Source organism: Variovorax sp. P1_G12 (assembly GCF_056405555.1).
This window is the reverse complement of record NZ_JBFUBW010000029.1, coordinates 17899-31270: the sequence shown is the minus strand read 5'-3', so window position 1 is coordinate 31270 and position 13372 is coordinate 17899. Positions and strand designations below refer to the sequence as shown.

Annotated in this window: 12 protein-coding genes; 8 read left to right on the top strand and 4 right to left on the bottom strand. The window is 68.5% G+C overall.

The genetic code is table 11. The features are described from left to right. Positions 1 to 101: 101 nt before the first annotated feature. Entirely contained in the window at positions 102 to 1115 is a 1014-nt protein-coding gene (locus AC1D2O_RS27695; RefSeq protein WP_478158233.1) for a transporter, read from the bottom strand. 147 nt (positions 1116 to 1262) lie between these two features. Between AC1D2O_RS27695 and ppk2 the strand changes: the two genes are divergently transcribed. The 7 genes from ppk2 to urtE all read left to right on the top strand — a co-directional run bounded on the left by ppk2 (position 1263) and on the right by urtE (position 9374). Next, a complete protein-coding gene (gene ppk2 / locus AC1D2O_RS27690; protein ID WP_478086792.1) occupies positions 1263 to 2180 on the top strand; it encodes a polyphosphate kinase 2 in 918 nt (305 codons plus the stop codon). A gap of 120 nt (positions 2181 to 2300) precedes the next feature. Further along, a complete protein-coding gene (locus tag AC1D2O_RS27685) occupies positions 2301 to 3353 on the top strand; it encodes an extracellular catalytic domain type 1 short-chain-length polyhydroxyalkanoate depolymerase (RefSeq protein WP_478086791.1) in 1053 nt (350 codons plus the stop codon). Positions 3354 to 3618: 265 nt separating this feature from the next. Beyond that, positions 3619 to 4875 (top strand): urea ABC transporter substrate-binding protein, encoded by a 1257-nt coding sequence (gene urtA / locus AC1D2O_RS27680; protein WP_478158232.1) that lies wholly within the window; start codon positions 3619 to 3621, stop codon positions 4873 to 4875. 127 nt (positions 4876 to 5002) lie between these two features. After that, positions 5003 to 6583: an urea ABC transporter permease subunit UrtB gene (gene urtB / locus AC1D2O_RS27675; protein ID WP_478158231.1), complete on the top strand. Its 1581-nt coding sequence runs from the start codon at positions 5003 to 5005 to the stop codon at positions 6581 to 6583. Further along, positions 6580 to 7791, top strand: a complete 1212-nt coding sequence (gene urtC / locus AC1D2O_RS27670) for an urea ABC transporter permease subunit UrtC (protein WP_478086785.1) — start codon at positions 6580 to 6582, stop codon at positions 7789 to 7791. Before urtB ends, urtC begins: the two co-directional genes overlap by 4 nt. Next, positions 7788 to 8666 carry an urea ABC transporter ATP-binding protein UrtD gene (urtD, locus tag AC1D2O_RS27665; RefSeq protein ID WP_478086783.1) on the top strand — a complete coding sequence of 293 codons (879 nt, stop codon included), beginning with the start codon at positions 7788 to 7790 and terminating at the stop codon, positions 8664 to 8666. The genes urtC and urtD overlap by 4 nt, the downstream gene beginning before the upstream one ends. A gap of 15 nt (positions 8667 to 8681) precedes the next feature. Continuing rightward, the gene (gene urtE, locus AC1D2O_RS27660) at positions 8682 to 9374 is read left to right on the top strand and encodes an urea ABC transporter ATP-binding subunit UrtE (protein ID WP_478086782.1); all 693 of its coding nucleotides are present in this window, start codon (positions 8682 to 8684) and stop codon (positions 9372 to 9374) included. Here urtE and AC1D2O_RS27655 read toward each other — a convergent pair whose 3' ends face one another. Beyond that, positions 9375 to 10052 (bottom strand): anti-sigma factor family protein, encoded by a 678-nt coding sequence (locus AC1D2O_RS27655; protein WP_478086781.1) that lies wholly within the window; start codon positions 10050 to 10052, stop codon positions 9375 to 9377. Further along, positions 10039 to 10596 carry a sigma-70 family RNA polymerase sigma factor gene (locus AC1D2O_RS27650; protein ID WP_478086779.1) on the bottom strand — a complete coding sequence of 186 codons (558 nt, stop codon included), beginning with the start codon at positions 10594 to 10596 and terminating at the stop codon, positions 10039 to 10041. The genes AC1D2O_RS27655 and AC1D2O_RS27650 overlap by 14 nt, the downstream gene beginning before the upstream one ends. Positions 10597 to 10723: 127 nt before the next feature. On the opposite strand from AC1D2O_RS27650, the gene AC1D2O_RS27645 reads away from it, so the two are divergent. Next, positions 10724 to 11935, top strand: a complete 1212-nt coding sequence (locus AC1D2O_RS27645) for a YVTN family beta-propeller repeat protein (protein WP_478086778.1) — start codon at positions 10724 to 10726, stop codon at positions 11933 to 11935. On the opposite strand, the gene AC1D2O_RS27640 is transcribed toward AC1D2O_RS27645, so the two are convergent. Then, positions 11916 to 13340 (bottom strand): MFS transporter, encoded by a 1425-nt coding sequence (locus AC1D2O_RS27640; protein ID WP_478086777.1) that lies wholly within the window; start codon positions 13338 to 13340, stop codon positions 11916 to 11918. The genes AC1D2O_RS27645 and AC1D2O_RS27640 overlap by 20 nt on opposite strands. Positions 13341 to 13372 lie beyond the last annotated feature (32 nt).

The following is a 13372-nucleotide window of genomic DNA, read 5'->3' as shown; positions in this document are numbered from 1 at the left end:
AAACCGTCACAGCCCAATTTCAGGGATACCGCGGAACCGGCTTCGCCGGGCCGCTGGTATCGCCCCCATCAGGGGGGAGGCGCCGAAGGCGCTTCGGGGGGCTATCGTTTGTTCTTGAAAGCGACCCAGGCCGCGACTGCGGTGAAGCTCACCACGATGGCCACCACGATCCAGAAGCCGTGCCGGTGGTCGGCCAGCGGAATGCCGCCCACGTTCATCCCGAACAGCCCGGCCAGGATGTTGATCGGCAGCGCCAGCACGGTCACCACGGTCAGCACGAACAGGCTGCGATTGTTGTCCTCGTTGACATCGGCGGCGATCTCTTCCTGCAGCAGCTTGATGCGCTCCTGCAGTGCGCCCATGTCGCGCAGCACCACCGAGAACTCCTCGGTCGAGCCGCGCAACTCGAGCACGTCGGGCTCGGCCATCCAGGCGGGCGGGCTCTGCAGCAGCCGGAACAGCGCCGCCGGTTCGGGCGCCAGCAGGCGCTGCAACCGCACCAGCACCCGGCGCAGCACGCCGAGCCGGGCGCGCTTGTGGTCCAGCCGGCCGGCCAGCAGCGCGTCCTCGATGTCGTCGATGCGCGCAGTCACGCCGCGCACGATGTTCACCAGCACGTCGGCCTGCACGCGCAGCAGGTGTTCGAGCAGTTCGGTACTGGAGCGCGGCGCATCGCCGGCCTTGACCGAGGTGCGCAGCGCATCGACCGAGCGCAGCGGCTGGGTGCGCGCGGTCACCACCAGCCGCGGGCCGACGCTGATCCACAGGGTCGAGATGTCGGAGGGCTCGAAGCTGAACTCGAAGTGCACGTCGTTGATGACGGCGATCAGCGAATCGTCGGCGCGCTCGATCCGGGTCGAGTGCAGCCCGTCCTTCAGCGTCTCGAAGAAGAGATCGGAGAGGCCCGCGTGGCGCAGCAGCCAGCGCTCGGCCTGGGCATGGCTGAGGTTGAAATGCAGCCACAGGAAGGCGCCGGGCGGAGCGCCGGCCGCCAGCCAGTCGGCCGCCTGCGCGGAATCGACCGCGCGGGTCGGCTCCGGGGCGGCGGCATCGAACAGATAGCCGCAGATCAGCCCGGCTTCGTCGCTGCCGTAGGCGCCAGCGATCGAATTCATCGTGCGAGGGGCATGGTGGCGTGTCGGGGGATCATGTGGCCGCCATGTGTCAGTGGCGTGACGACGCCGCGTCGGCGTACTTTCTGTCACATGACCGTCACCCAGCGGGATCAGCATGGTGCAATCTCCCGCCATCCGAGAAGAACCATGACGCTGCCGAGCACCTTGAGCGACCCCGACGACCTGATGGCGCGCATCGCGCGCGACCTGGTCGACAGCTACGACGAGGAAATCGAACTCGAGCTCGAGGACCGCAACCTCGACGAAATGGCGTCGGGGACCGTCGCCGACAAGGCTGCGCGCCAGGCCTACTTCAAGGAGCTGTTCCGGCTCCAGGGCGAGCTCGTGAAGCTGCAGGACTGGGTGCAGCACAGCCGGCAGAAGGTCGTGATCCTGTTCGAAGGCCGCGACGCCGCGGGCAAGGGTGGCGTGATCAAGCGCATCACGCAGCGGCTCAATCCGCGCGTGGTGCGGGTGGCGGCGCTGCCGGCGCCCAACGACCGCGAGCGCACGCAGTGGTACTTCCAGCGCTACGTGGCGCATCTTCCGGCGGCCGGCGAGATGGTGCTGTTCGATCGCAGCTGGTACAACCGCGCCGGCGTCGAGCGCGTGATGGGTTTCTGCTCCGACGAGGAATACGAGGAGTTCTTCCGCACCGTGCCCGACTTCGAGCGGATGCTGGTGCGCTCCGGCATCAAGCTGATCAAGTACTGGTTCTCGATCACCGACGAGGAGCAGCACATGCGTTTCCTGGGCCGCATCCACGACCCGCTGAAGCAATGGAAGCTGAGCCCCATGGATCTCGAATCCCGCCGCCGCTGGGAGGAATACACCAAGGCCAAGGAGACGATGCTGGATCGCACCCACATCCCCGAGGCGCCCTGGTGGGTGGTGCAGGCGGTCGACAAGAAGAAGGCTCGCCTGAACTGCATCAGCCACCTGCTGGGCCAGATGCCCTACCACGAGGTGCCGCATCCGGCGGTGGCGCTGCCGGCGCGGGTGCGCAACGAGGACTACCTGCGGCACCCGGTCCCTGCGAGCATGTACGTGCCGGAAAGATACTGACCCGACGCGCTCCGGTGCCGGCAAGGCCTTGCGCGAGTTGGCCGATCGTCTGGTAGCTGGTCGGAGGCGAAGCTGCTACCGTGTTCCCAACGATATGCACGCCCACCCCGTCCCGCCCCCATGTCCCGCCGTTCGCTCTCTCCGCTGACACGTGCCTACGCGCGCAACCTGAAAGCGCTCACCAAGGCCACCAAGGCCACGCTGGGCAGCGGCAAGCGGATCGCCAGCCGGGTCCGGAGCGCGGCGGCCAGTCAGCTCAAGCCGCCGCCGGGACGCGGTGACTGGATCGCGGGGGCGGCGCTGGGCCCGGGCGGGGCGCGGCGCTATCACCTCTACCGTCCACCGGCTCTCGCGCTCGAGCCCGGCGAGAAACTGCCGCTCGTGGTCATGCTGCACGGCTGCGGCCAGACCGGGCGCGATTTCGCGGTCAGCACGCGCATGAACCGCATCGCCGACCGCGAGCGCTTCCTGGTGCTCTACCCCGAGCAGGATCGGCTGGCCAATGCGCAGGGCTGCTGGAACTGGTACGACCGCCGCTCGGGCAAGGCCGATGCCGAGGCCGCCACGCTGATGGCCGCGGTCGACCAGGTGCTGCTGCTCTATCCGGCCGACCGCGAGCGCGTGGCGGTCGCCGGGCTGTCCGCCGGCGCCAGCATGGCGGCCTTGCTGGGCACGCGCTATCCGGCGCGCTTCAAGGCGATCGCGATGCACTCGGGCGTGGCGCCCGGTGCCGCCAGATCGCCCGCCACGGCGCTCGGCGCCATGCGCGGCCAGCACGTGCCGCCGATGCCGGCGACCGCGGTCGGCAAGGCGATGGGTGCCGCGGCGGTCTTCACCACGCTGCCGCCGCTGCTCGTGCTGCACGGTGACGCCGACAGCGTGGTGTCGGCGAGCAACGCCGGCAGCACCGCGACGGTCTGGGCGGTCGCCACCGGAGCGAAGCCCGGTGCCGCCCGCCTGCTGCAGAGAGGCAAGCGCCATCCGATGCGCATCACCGACTACACGCGACGCGGCCGCACGGCGGTCACGCTGTGCGAGATCGCGGGCCTGGGGCATGCCTGGAGCGGCGGCGCGGCCAGCATGCATTTCAGCGACGCGGCCGGGCCTGACGCGTCGAAGCTGGTGTGGGCCTTCGCGGCGCGCCAGTTCCGGGAGACCGCGCCGCGAAGCTAGCGTCGATCTGAGCTGGTCGCACAGCCGAAGAACAAGCCCAGCGCCTGTGCCTGGCCGGCGCAGCCAGGCCCGTTGGTGAAACACCGCGGAACCGGCTCCGCCGGGCCGCTGGTGTTGCCCCCGGCAGGGGGTGGGCGGGCTACACGAAGTGAGCCCAACCTGGGGGCGAGCAACATCCCATACGCCACCCGGCGTATTTCCGCGGAGTTCCCCAATCCGCAGACTCCTCTCCATCGTCCAACCACACCAGGAGAAGGTAGTCACCATGCAACGTCGTTTCACACTCAAGGCGCTCAGCGCCGCCGTCGCTCTCGCGAGCCTCGGCGCTGCGCCTGCGTTCGCGCAGGACACCATCAAGGTCGGCGTGCTGCATTCGCTGTCCGGCACCATGGCGATCTCGGAGACCGTGCTGAAGGACACGGTGCTGATGGCCATCGACGACATCAACGCCAAAGGCGGCGTGCTCGGCAAGAAGCTCGAGCCCGTGGTGGTCGACCCGGCCTCCAATTGGCCGCTGTTCGCCGAGAAGACCAAGCAGCTGCTGGGCCAGGACAAGGTCTCCGTGATCTTCGGCTGCTGGACCTCGGTCTCGCGCAAGTCGGTGCTGCCGGTGGTCGAGGAAATGAACGGCCTGCTGTTCTATCCCGTGCAGTACGAGGGCGAAGAGCTCAGCAAGAATGTCTTCTACACCGGCGCGGCGCCCAACCAGCAGGCCATCCCCGCGGTCGACTACCTGATGAGCAAGGAAGGCGGCGGCGCCAAGCGCTGGGTCCTGCTGGGCACCGACTACGTCTACCCGCGCACCACCAACAAGATCCTGCGCGCCTACCTCAAGAGCAAGGGCGTGAAGGACAGCGACATCGACGAGAAGTACACCCCCTTCGGCCACAGCGACTACCAGACCATCGTCGCCGACATCAAGAAGTTTTCGGCCGGCGGCAAGACCGCGGTGGTCTCGACCATCAACGGCGACTCGAACGTGCCCTTCTACAAGGAACTCGGCAACGCCGGCCTGAAGGCCAAGGACGTGCCCGTGGTGGCCTTCTCGGTGGGCGAAGAAGAACTGCGTGGCGTCGACACCAAGCCGCTGGTCGGCCACCTGGCCGCCTGGAACTACTTCATGAGCCTGAAGAACCCGACCAACACGGCCTTCATCAAGCAGTGGAGCGACTACGCCAAGGCCAAGAACATCCCGGGCCACAAGGACAAGCCGCTGACCAACGACCCGATGGAAGCCACCTGGATCGGCATCCACATGTGGAAGCAGGCGGTCGAGAAGGCCAAGAGCACCGACACCGACAAGGTGATCGCGGCGATGGCCGGCCAGACCTTCAACGCACCCTCGGGCATCGTCTCGAAGATGGACGAGAAGAACCACCACCTGCACAAGAGCGTGTTCATCGGCGAGATCAAGGCCGACGGGCAGTTCAACGTGGTCTGGAAGACGCCGGGCCCGGTCAAGGCCAAGCCGTGGAGCCCGTTCATCGAAGGCAACGACAAGAAGCCCGATCAGCCGATGTAGTTGGCTCGCCCCCAGGTTGCCCGCACTTCGTGTCGGGCGCCCACCCCCTACCGGGGGCAACACCAGCGGCCCGGCGGAGCCGGTTCCGCGGTGTTTCTGGAACAGAGAGAACGCCGTTTTCACACCTATGCGCCTCATCATCTCCTGCGCTGCGGCGTTCATGCTGCTGGCGGCTGCTCCCGGCTACGCGCTGACCGCTGACGAGGCCAAGGCCATCGCATCGGGCGAGTCGGAGGCCCGCATCGCGGCGCTCAACCAGGCCGTGATCACGGCCGACGACAAGACCGCCGCCTTCATCCAGGCGATGTCGGATGACGCGGTGAAGTACACGGCCGACAAGGTCTTCGTCCTCAGGGACGAGAAGGCCTACGACCCGGTCACCGGCGCCGAGCAGAAGCTGCCCGACGACGCCGAGGACGTGGTCAACAACAACCTGATGCGCGGCGCGCTGGATGCCGCGCAGGCCGCGCTCAAGCTCACGAGCAAGGACGACGCGGTGCGCGCCGAGGCCGCGCAGGCGCTGTTCAAGGAGCCCGACGAGTCGCGCCTGCCGATGGTCGAGAAGGCGCTGGCCGCCGAAACCATTCCCGGGATCAAGGCACAGCTCGAACTGGTGCGTGCCGCCAGCATGCTCACGAGCGCCGACAAGGGCAAGCGCCTGGCCGCCGCCAGCGACCTCGGCGCCAGCCGCAGCCCCGACACCAAGCTGCTGCTGAACCAGCGGCTCGCCGACGAGACCGAGGCCGACGTCAAGGCCGCCATCGTGGCCTCGATCCGCAGCATCGACGGCTCGCTGGTCTGGGGCGACCGCATCAACGCGATCTTCAGCGGCATCAGCCTGGGCTCGGTGCTGCTGCTGGCCGCGCTCGGCCTGGCGATCACCTACGGCCTGATGGGCGTGATCAACATGGCGCACGGCGAGCTGATGATGATCGGCGCCTACGCCACCTACGTGATGCAGGGCCTGTTCCAGCGCTACCTGCCCGAGTCGGCTTTCGGCTGGTACCTGGTGGCGGCGATCCCGGTCGCCTTCCTGGCCTCGGCGCTGGTGGGCGCGGTACTGGAGCGCGGCGTCATCCGCTTCCTGTATGGCCGGCCGCTCGAGACGCTGCTGGCCACCTGGGGCATCTCGCTGATGCTGCAGCAGCTGGTGCGCTCGATCTTCGGCGCCCAGAACGTCGGCGTCGAGAACCCGTCCTGGATGAGCGGCGGCCTGACCATGCTGAGCAACGTCACGCTGCCCTGGAACCGCATCTGCATCATCGTCTTCGCGGGCCTGGTGCTGCTCGCGATGGGCTGGCTGATCGGCCGCACGCGGCTCGGGCTGTTCGTGCGCGGCGTCACCCAGAACCGTCCGATCGCCTCCTGCATGGGTGTCAACACCGCGCGCATCGACACCTACGCCTTCGCACTCGGCTCGGGCATCGCGGGGCTGGCGGGCTGTGCGCTGTCGCAGATCGGCAATGTCGGCCCGGACCTGGGCCAGAGCTACATCGTCGACTCGTTCATGGTGGTCGTGATGGGGGGCGTCGGCCAGCTCGCGGGCACGGTGTACGCGGCCATGGGCCTCGGCATCCTGAACAAGTTCATCGAAGGCTGGGCCGGCGCGGTGCTCGCGAAGATCGCGGTGCTGGTCTTCATCATCATCTTCATCCAGAAGCGGCCGCAAGGGATCTTCGCAATGAAAGGCCGGAGCGCCGAGGCATGAGCAAAGCTGTACTACCTTCCAAGGGACCGCTGCTCAGCGGCAAGGGCTGGACCGTCTTCTTCGTCGCGCTGATCGTGGTCTGCGCCTTGGCGCCGGTGCTCAACATCGTGGTCCCCGCGGGCAGCGCGCTGCACATGAGCGACTACGCGGTGGCGCTGGTCGGCAAGATCATGTGCTACGCCATCTGTGCACTGGCGATGGACCTGATCTGGGGCTACACCGGCATCCTGTCGCTGGGCCATGGCCTGTTCTTCGCGCTCGGCGGCTACATGATGGGCATGTACCTCATGCGCCAGATCGGCCGCGACGGCAACTACAAGAGCGACCTGCCGGACTTCATGGTGTTCCTCGACTGGAAGACGCTGCCCTGGCACTGGACCTTCAGCGACAGCTTCATCGCCACGCTGATCCTGATCGTCGCGGTGCCGGGCCTGATCTCCTTCGTGTTCGGCTTCTTCGCCTTCCGCTCGCGCATCAAGGGCGTCTACTTCTCGATCATCACGCAGGCCATGACCTTTGCGGCGATGCTGCTGTTCTTCCGCAACGAGACCGGCTTCGGCGGCAACAACGGCTTCACCGACTTCAAGCGCATCCTGGGCATTCCGATCCAGACCCAGGAGATGCGCATGACGCTGTTCGCGCTGACCGGCCTCACGCTGCTGGGCTTCTTCCTGTTCTCGAAGTGGCTGATCGCGAGCAAGTTCGGCCGCGTGCTGCAGGCCATCCGCGATGCCGAGACGCGCGTGATGTTCTCGGGCTACAACCCGCTGGGCTACAAGCTCACGATCTGGGTCATCTCGGCCATCATGTGCGGCGTGGCGGGCGCGCTCTATGTGCCGCAAGTCGGCATCATCAATCCGGGCGAGATGAGCGCCGCCAACTCGATCGAGATTGCGATCTGGGCCGCGGTCGGCGGCCGGGCCACGCTGATCGGGCCGATCATCGGCGCCTTCATCGTCAACGGCGCGAAGAGCTGGCTCACGGTGGCCTACCCCGAGTACTGGCTCTACTTCCTCGGTGCGCTGTTCATCGCGGTCACCTTGTTCCTGCCGAACGGCATCGTCGGACTGGTGAAGAAATGGACGTCCAGGGCCAAGGCGCCGCGCGAAGGCCGCCGCGAGGCGCAGCGCGCCGTGGCGGTCGAGCAGGGCGTCGAGCCCGTGGCATTGCCTCCGCTGGCGGTCGAAGCGAAGGGGGCCCGCGCATGACACCCGACCTGATGGACGCCGGTGCCGAACGCATTGCCCGCCACGGCGGCGCGGCCGATCACGCCTTGCAGACCGAGTCCGGCGGCCGCGCCGCGGGCTATGGACGCCACGCCACCGCGGGCGAGGTCGACACGACGCACGGCCGCATCCTCTACCTCGAAGATGTCAGCGTCAGCTTCGACGGCTTCAAGGCGATCAACAAGCTCTCGCTCGACATCGCGCCGGGCGAGCTGCGCTGCATCATCGGGCCGAACGGCGCCGGCAAGACCACGATGATGGACATCATCACCGGCAAGACGCGGCCCGACGAGGGCACGGTGTTCTTCGGCAGCACCATCGACCTGCTGCGCCACAAGGAGGCCGAGATCGCGCAGCTCGGCATCGGACGCAAGTTCCAGAAGCCGACGGTGTTCGAGCACCTGACGGTGTTCGAGAACCTCGAGCTGGCGCTCAAGACCGACAAGGGCGTCAAGGCGTCGATGCTGTTCAGGCTGGATTCGGCGCAGGCGGATCGGCTCGCGGAGGTGCTGCACACGATCCACCTGGACGGCAGCGTGCTGCGCCTGGCCGGCAACCTGAGCCACGGCCAGAAGCAGTGGCTGGAGATCGGCATGCTGCTGATGCAGGACCCCAAGCTGCTGCTGCTCGACGAACCGGTGGCGGGCATGACCGATGAGGAGACGGCGCGCACGGCCGAGCTTTTCCTGAGCCTGAAGGGCAAGCATTCGCTGATGGTGGTGGAGCACGACATGAGCTTCATCCGCACGATCTCGGAGATCGTCACGGTGCTGTGCGACGGCTCGGTGCTGGCGCAGGGCACGCTCGACGAGGTACAGGCCGACGAGCGCGTGATCGAGGTCTACCTAGGCCGTTGACCAGCAAGGACACACATGCTCAACGTCAAGAACATCCACCAGTACTACGGCGGCTCGCACATCCTGCGCGACGTCAGCTTCGAAGCGCGGCTCGGCAAGGTCACGGTGCTGCTGGGCCGCAACGGCGTCGGCAAGACCACGCTGCTCAAGTCCCTGATGGGGCTGGTGCCGATCAAGAGCGGCAGCATCGAGTTCGACGGCGCGCCGATCCAGAAGAAGACGCCCTACGAGCGCGCCCGCACCGGCATGGGCTTCGTGCCCCAGGGCCGCGAGATCTTCGCGCGCCTGACGGTCGAGGAGAACCTGCGCATGGGCCTGGCCTACAAGCCGGGCTCGACGCCGGTTCCGCCGGAGCTGTACGAGCTGTTCCCGGTGCTCAAGCAGATGCTGAACCGGCGCGGCGGCGACCTGTCCGGCGGCCAGCAGCAACAGCTCGCGATTGCCCGCGCGCTGGCGCCCAAGCCCAAGCTGCTCATCCTCGACGAGCCCACCGAGGGCATCCAGCCGAGCATCATCAAGGACATCGGCCGCGTGATCCGCATGCTGGCCGACCGCGGCGACATGGCGATCGTGCTGTGCGAGCAGTACTACGACTTCGCGCAGGAGCTCGCCGACGACTACCTCGTGATGGAACGCGGCGAAATCATCGCGCGCGGCCTCGGCAAGGACATGGAAGCCAACGGCGTGCGTCAGCTGGTCGCGATCTGATCAGCGTGCGGCGGGTGCGGCCGCCGCCATTCTTTCGCGGGCGAGTGCGGCGAAGGCCTGCAGTTCCGAGGCGTTGAGGTCGGAGACGGCCCAGGCCTGCATGCCGGCCTGGGTCCAGTGCACCAGGTTGTAGCCGCGCCGAGCCTGCAACTGAGGCTTGGTCGACTTCCCGTCGGCCGCCGGCCAGAGGAACAGGTTGATCACGTGCGGGCCCGCCCGGTAGACCAGCGCAGCGACCGCGCGCCCGTCGATGTAGTCCATGCGGCCTCCGGTCAACGGCATGCCCTCGGCCGCGAGATCGATCACCGGCGGTGAGAAATCCAGCTTGCCGGCGAACCAGGGCTTGACGGTGTGCTGGTCGGTGGACGCCACGTCGGCGAGGTGCGAGGCCATCAAGGAGCGGACATGGCTGTCGGTGACGGCCTCGCTCGTCGCATCCTGCACAGGCACCACCAGCAGCGCGAGGGCCAGGCCCCAGGCGGTCGCCGCGCCGGCGCCGAACAGCGACAAGGCCTGGAGCCAGCGGCCGGACACGGGCGCGCGCCGGGGACGAGCGGGGGGCGCCTGCTCGCCTTGCAGATCGGCACGGATACGCTCGGCCAGCGCCGCGGGCGGCGCATGCCGCGTGCCCTCGCGCCGGATCATCACGCCCAGATCGTCGTCTTCAACTGCTTGCATCATGCCTTCCTTCCCGTTGTCCGTGCGGCGCTTCCGCCTGCAGCGCGGTGCGCAGCAAGGCCCGTGCGCGCGACAGCCGCGACATCACCGTGCCGATCGGAACGCCGGCGATGCGTGCGATGTCCTCGTACGACATCTCCTCCAGTTCGCGCAGCACGATGACTTCGCGGAACGACGGCGCCAGCGCCTCGATCGCGGCGTTGATCCGTTGGCCGCGCGTGCGCTGTTCCCAGACCACCGCGGGATCGCCGAGGTCCCCGGGCGCGTCGCCGCCGCTGTCGCGCAGCTCGTCGAACTCGACCTGGTCGGCCAGGTGCCGGTGCTGGCGCATGCAGTCGTAGCAGGCGTTGCGCACGATGCCCAGCAGCCAGGGCCGGGCCTGCTCGCCGCGCAGGTCGTCGTAGAAGCGGAAAGCGCGCAAGTAGGCGTCCTGCACTGCGTCCTCCGCCTGGCGCTCGTCGCGCAGCAGCCAGCGCGCCAGGTTGTACGCGGCAGGCAGATGCGGCAGGGCCGCGGCCTCGAATCGACGGGTGCGATCGGTCACCGGATTCCTTCTCCTGCTTGACGGGCCGAAGCCGCTGTTTATTCCGGGGGCGGGAATAGCCAGGGCGCCGGGGCCGTCATGCCTGGTGTCGATTCTGTTCCTTTCCCCCTCGTTCAGGAGTCCCACCATGAAGCTGAAGCCGATACTTGCCGCCGCGCTGGCTGCCTTGCTGCTGGCCAATCCCGCCTTTGCCGCCGGCGCCAAGGCCTATGTGGGCAATTTCAAGGACGACACGGTCAGCGTGATCGACACCGCCGCCCAGCGCCTCATCGCGACGGTGCCGGTGGCCGCGGGTCCCGACGGCATCGTGGTCGCCCGCAATGACCGCCAGGTCTTCGTCAGCGGCGCCAGCGGGTCCAGTCTCAGCGTGATCGACACCGCGAGCGATCGCATCAGCGGCACCGTGGAGGTCGGCAAGGGGCCCCAGGGCCTGGCCATCACGCCCGACGGACGGTGGCTGCTGGTGGCCGTGAATGGCGAGGACCGGGTGGCCTTCGTCGATGTGGCGACGCATGCGGTGGCGGCGACCGTGCCGGTGCCCAAGCCGCACACGCTCGCGGTCGGACCCGACGGCAGGAAGGCCTACGTGTCCTCGCAGGCACCGGGCAACTTCGCGCTGGTGGTGATCGATCTGGCGACGCGCAAGGTCGCCGCGAGCGTGCCGGTCGAGAAGACGCCGCGCGACCTCGAGTTCAGCCCCGACGGCAAGAAGCTCTACGTGACGCTGGCCGGCGTCAGCGCGGTGCAGGTGTTCGACGCCGCGTCGAACAAGCCGGTTGCGCAGATCCCCACCGGCGTCTCGCCCCATGTGGCGCATCTGTTCGCGGGCGCCCGGTCGGGCGTCGTGGTGGTCCAGGGGCCGGGCGAGCTGATGCTGTTCGACCCGGCGACCCAGGCACCCAGCGGCAGCATCGCGGTCGGCAAGCAGCCGCACTGGGTCGACATCCTGCCCGGCGGCAAGAAGGTGCTCGTGACCAACGAAGGGTCCAACGACGTCAGCCTGGTCGACCTCGCGGGCGGCCCGGTGGTCACCATCCCGGTGGGCAACGCACCGCGCAAGGTGGCGGTGCAGCACCGGGCCGGGAGCGGCGCCCGGGTCTCGATCGAGAACTTCGCCTTCGGGCCTGCGCTGCTCGCGATCAACGCCGGCGACAGCGTGACCTGGACCAACGACGACGGCGCGCCGCACGGCCTCGCGTTCGCGGACGGCGCGCCGGGCATGGCGCTGATGCTGCCGGGCCAGAGCTTCAGCCGGGCCTTCCCGACGCCGGGGGCCTACGACTATGTCTGCGCGGTGCATCCGTACATGACGGCGCGGGTCACGGTGGGGGCGCAGTGAGCGGCGGCGCCACCTCCTCGAGCGGCTTGCGTTCCGCATCGACCGCGAAGCGCAGCGCCAGCAGCCCGGCGGCGATGACGAGCCCGGCGCCGATCGCGTAGCCGATGGCGACCGCGCCGCGGCTGCCGGTCTCGATCAGGGCGCCGAACAGCCACGGCGCCGCGAAGCCGCCGGCACCGGTGCCCACCGCATAGAAGATCGAGATCGCGATCGCGCGCATTTCGAGCGGAAACACCTCGCTGACCGTGAGGTAGGCCGAACTGGCTGCGGCGGAGGCGAGGAAGAACACCGCCGACCAGCACAGGGCCTGGCTGCGGGCGTCGAGCCAGCCCTGCATGAAGGCCCAGCCGGTCAGCGCCAGGCCGACGCCCGAGAGCCCATAGGTCAGTGCGATCATCCGGCGCCGGCCGACGTGGTCGAACAGCGGGCCCAGCAGCAGCGGCCCCAGCACATTGCCGAGCGCGAACGGAAAGATGTAGAGCGCCACCCGGCCTTCGGGCACGCCGTGGAAGCGCGTCAGCACCAGCGCGTAGGTGAAGAAGATCGCGTTGTAGAGGAAGGCCTGCGAGATCATCAGGGCCAGCGCCACCATGCTGCGCTGCGGGTAGCGCCGCAGCAGCACCTGCGCCACCTCGCGCCAGCCGGGGCCGGCCCGGCCGCCGAAGCTCACATGGCCGATCGCGGGAGGCAGTGCCCCATGCTGCGCCGTGACTTCGGCCTCGATGCCTTGCATGATGCGCTCGGCCTCGCCGGCACGGCCGTGCGCGATCAGCCAGCGCGGGCTCTCGGGAACGTTGCGGCGCACCAGCAGGATCGCCACGGCGAGCAGGGCGCCCAGCGCGAAACCGGCGCGCCAGCCCCACACCGGCCCCAGCACCCGGGCGTCGAGCAGCCAGAGGCTGAGCCCGGCCCCCAGCCCCGCACCGATCCAGAAGCTGCCGTTGATGGCGAGGTTCACGCGGCCGCGCACCCGGGCCGGGATCAGTTCGTCGATGGCCGAGTTGATGGCCGCATACTCGCCGCCGATGCCGAGCCCGGTCGCGAAGCGACACAGCGCGAAGAAGGCGAAATCGGGCGAGAAGGCGGTGGCGAGCGTCGCCGCCGCATAGAGCGCGAGCGTGACCAGGAACAGCTTCTTGCGGCCGAGCCGGTCCGCCAGGCGACCGAACGCCAGTGCGCCGATGACCGCGCCGCCGACGTAGAGCGAGCCCGAGCCGCCGATCTGCGCGGCGCTCAGCCCCAGCGTGTCGGGTCGTTCGAGCACGCCGCCGATCGAGCCGACCAGCGTGACCTCGAGTCCGTCCAGCACCCAGGCCACGCCGAGCGCGATCACCACGCGCCAGTGCCAGCGCGACCAGGGCAGGCGGTCGAGGCGGGCGGGGATGTCGGTGCGGGTCGCGCTCATTGGAGTACCTTCGCGCAACAGCGCTTCGGTAT

Bases quoted from the DNA above. Each gene is read 5' to 3' on its own strand.
- urtC (WP_478086785.1), top strand. From the start codon at position 6,580: ATGAGCAAAGCTGTACTACCTTCCAAGGGACCGCTGCTCAGCGGCAAG.
- AC1D2O_RS27685 (WP_478086791.1), top strand. From the start codon at position 2,301: ATGTCCCGCCGTTCGCTCTCTCCGCTGACACGTGCCTACGCGCGCAAC.
- urtD (WP_478086783.1), top strand. From the start codon at position 7,788: ATGACACCCGACCTGATGGACGCCGGTGCCGAACGCATTGCCCGCCAC.
- AC1D2O_RS27695 (WP_478158233.1), bottom strand. From the start codon at position 1,115: ATGAATTCGATCGCTGGCGCCTACGGCAGCGACGAAGCCGGGCTGATC.
- urtA (WP_478158232.1), top strand. From the start codon at position 3,619: ATGCAACGTCGTTTCACACTCAAGGCGCTCAGCGCCGCCGTCGCTCTC.
- urtB (WP_478158231.1), top strand. From the start codon at position 5,003: ATGCGCCTCATCATCTCCTGCGCTGCGGCGTTCATGCTGCTGGCGGCT.
- urtE (WP_478086782.1), top strand. From the start codon at position 8,682: ATGCTCAACGTCAAGAACATCCACCAGTACTACGGCGGCTCGCACATC.
- AC1D2O_RS27640 (WP_478086777.1), bottom strand. From the start codon at position 13,340: ATGAGCGCGACCCGCACCGACATCCCCGCCCGCCTCGACCGCCTGCCC.
- ppk2 (WP_478086792.1), top strand. From the start codon at position 1,263: ATGACGCTGCCGAGCACCTTGAGCGACCCCGACGACCTGATGGCGCGC.
- AC1D2O_RS27645 (WP_478086778.1), top strand. From the start codon at position 10,724: ATGAAGCTGAAGCCGATACTTGCCGCCGCGCTGGCTGCCTTGCTGCTG.
- AC1D2O_RS27655 (WP_478086781.1), bottom strand. From the start codon at position 10,052: ATGCAAGCAGTTGAAGACGACGATCTGGGCGTGATGATCCGGCGCGAG.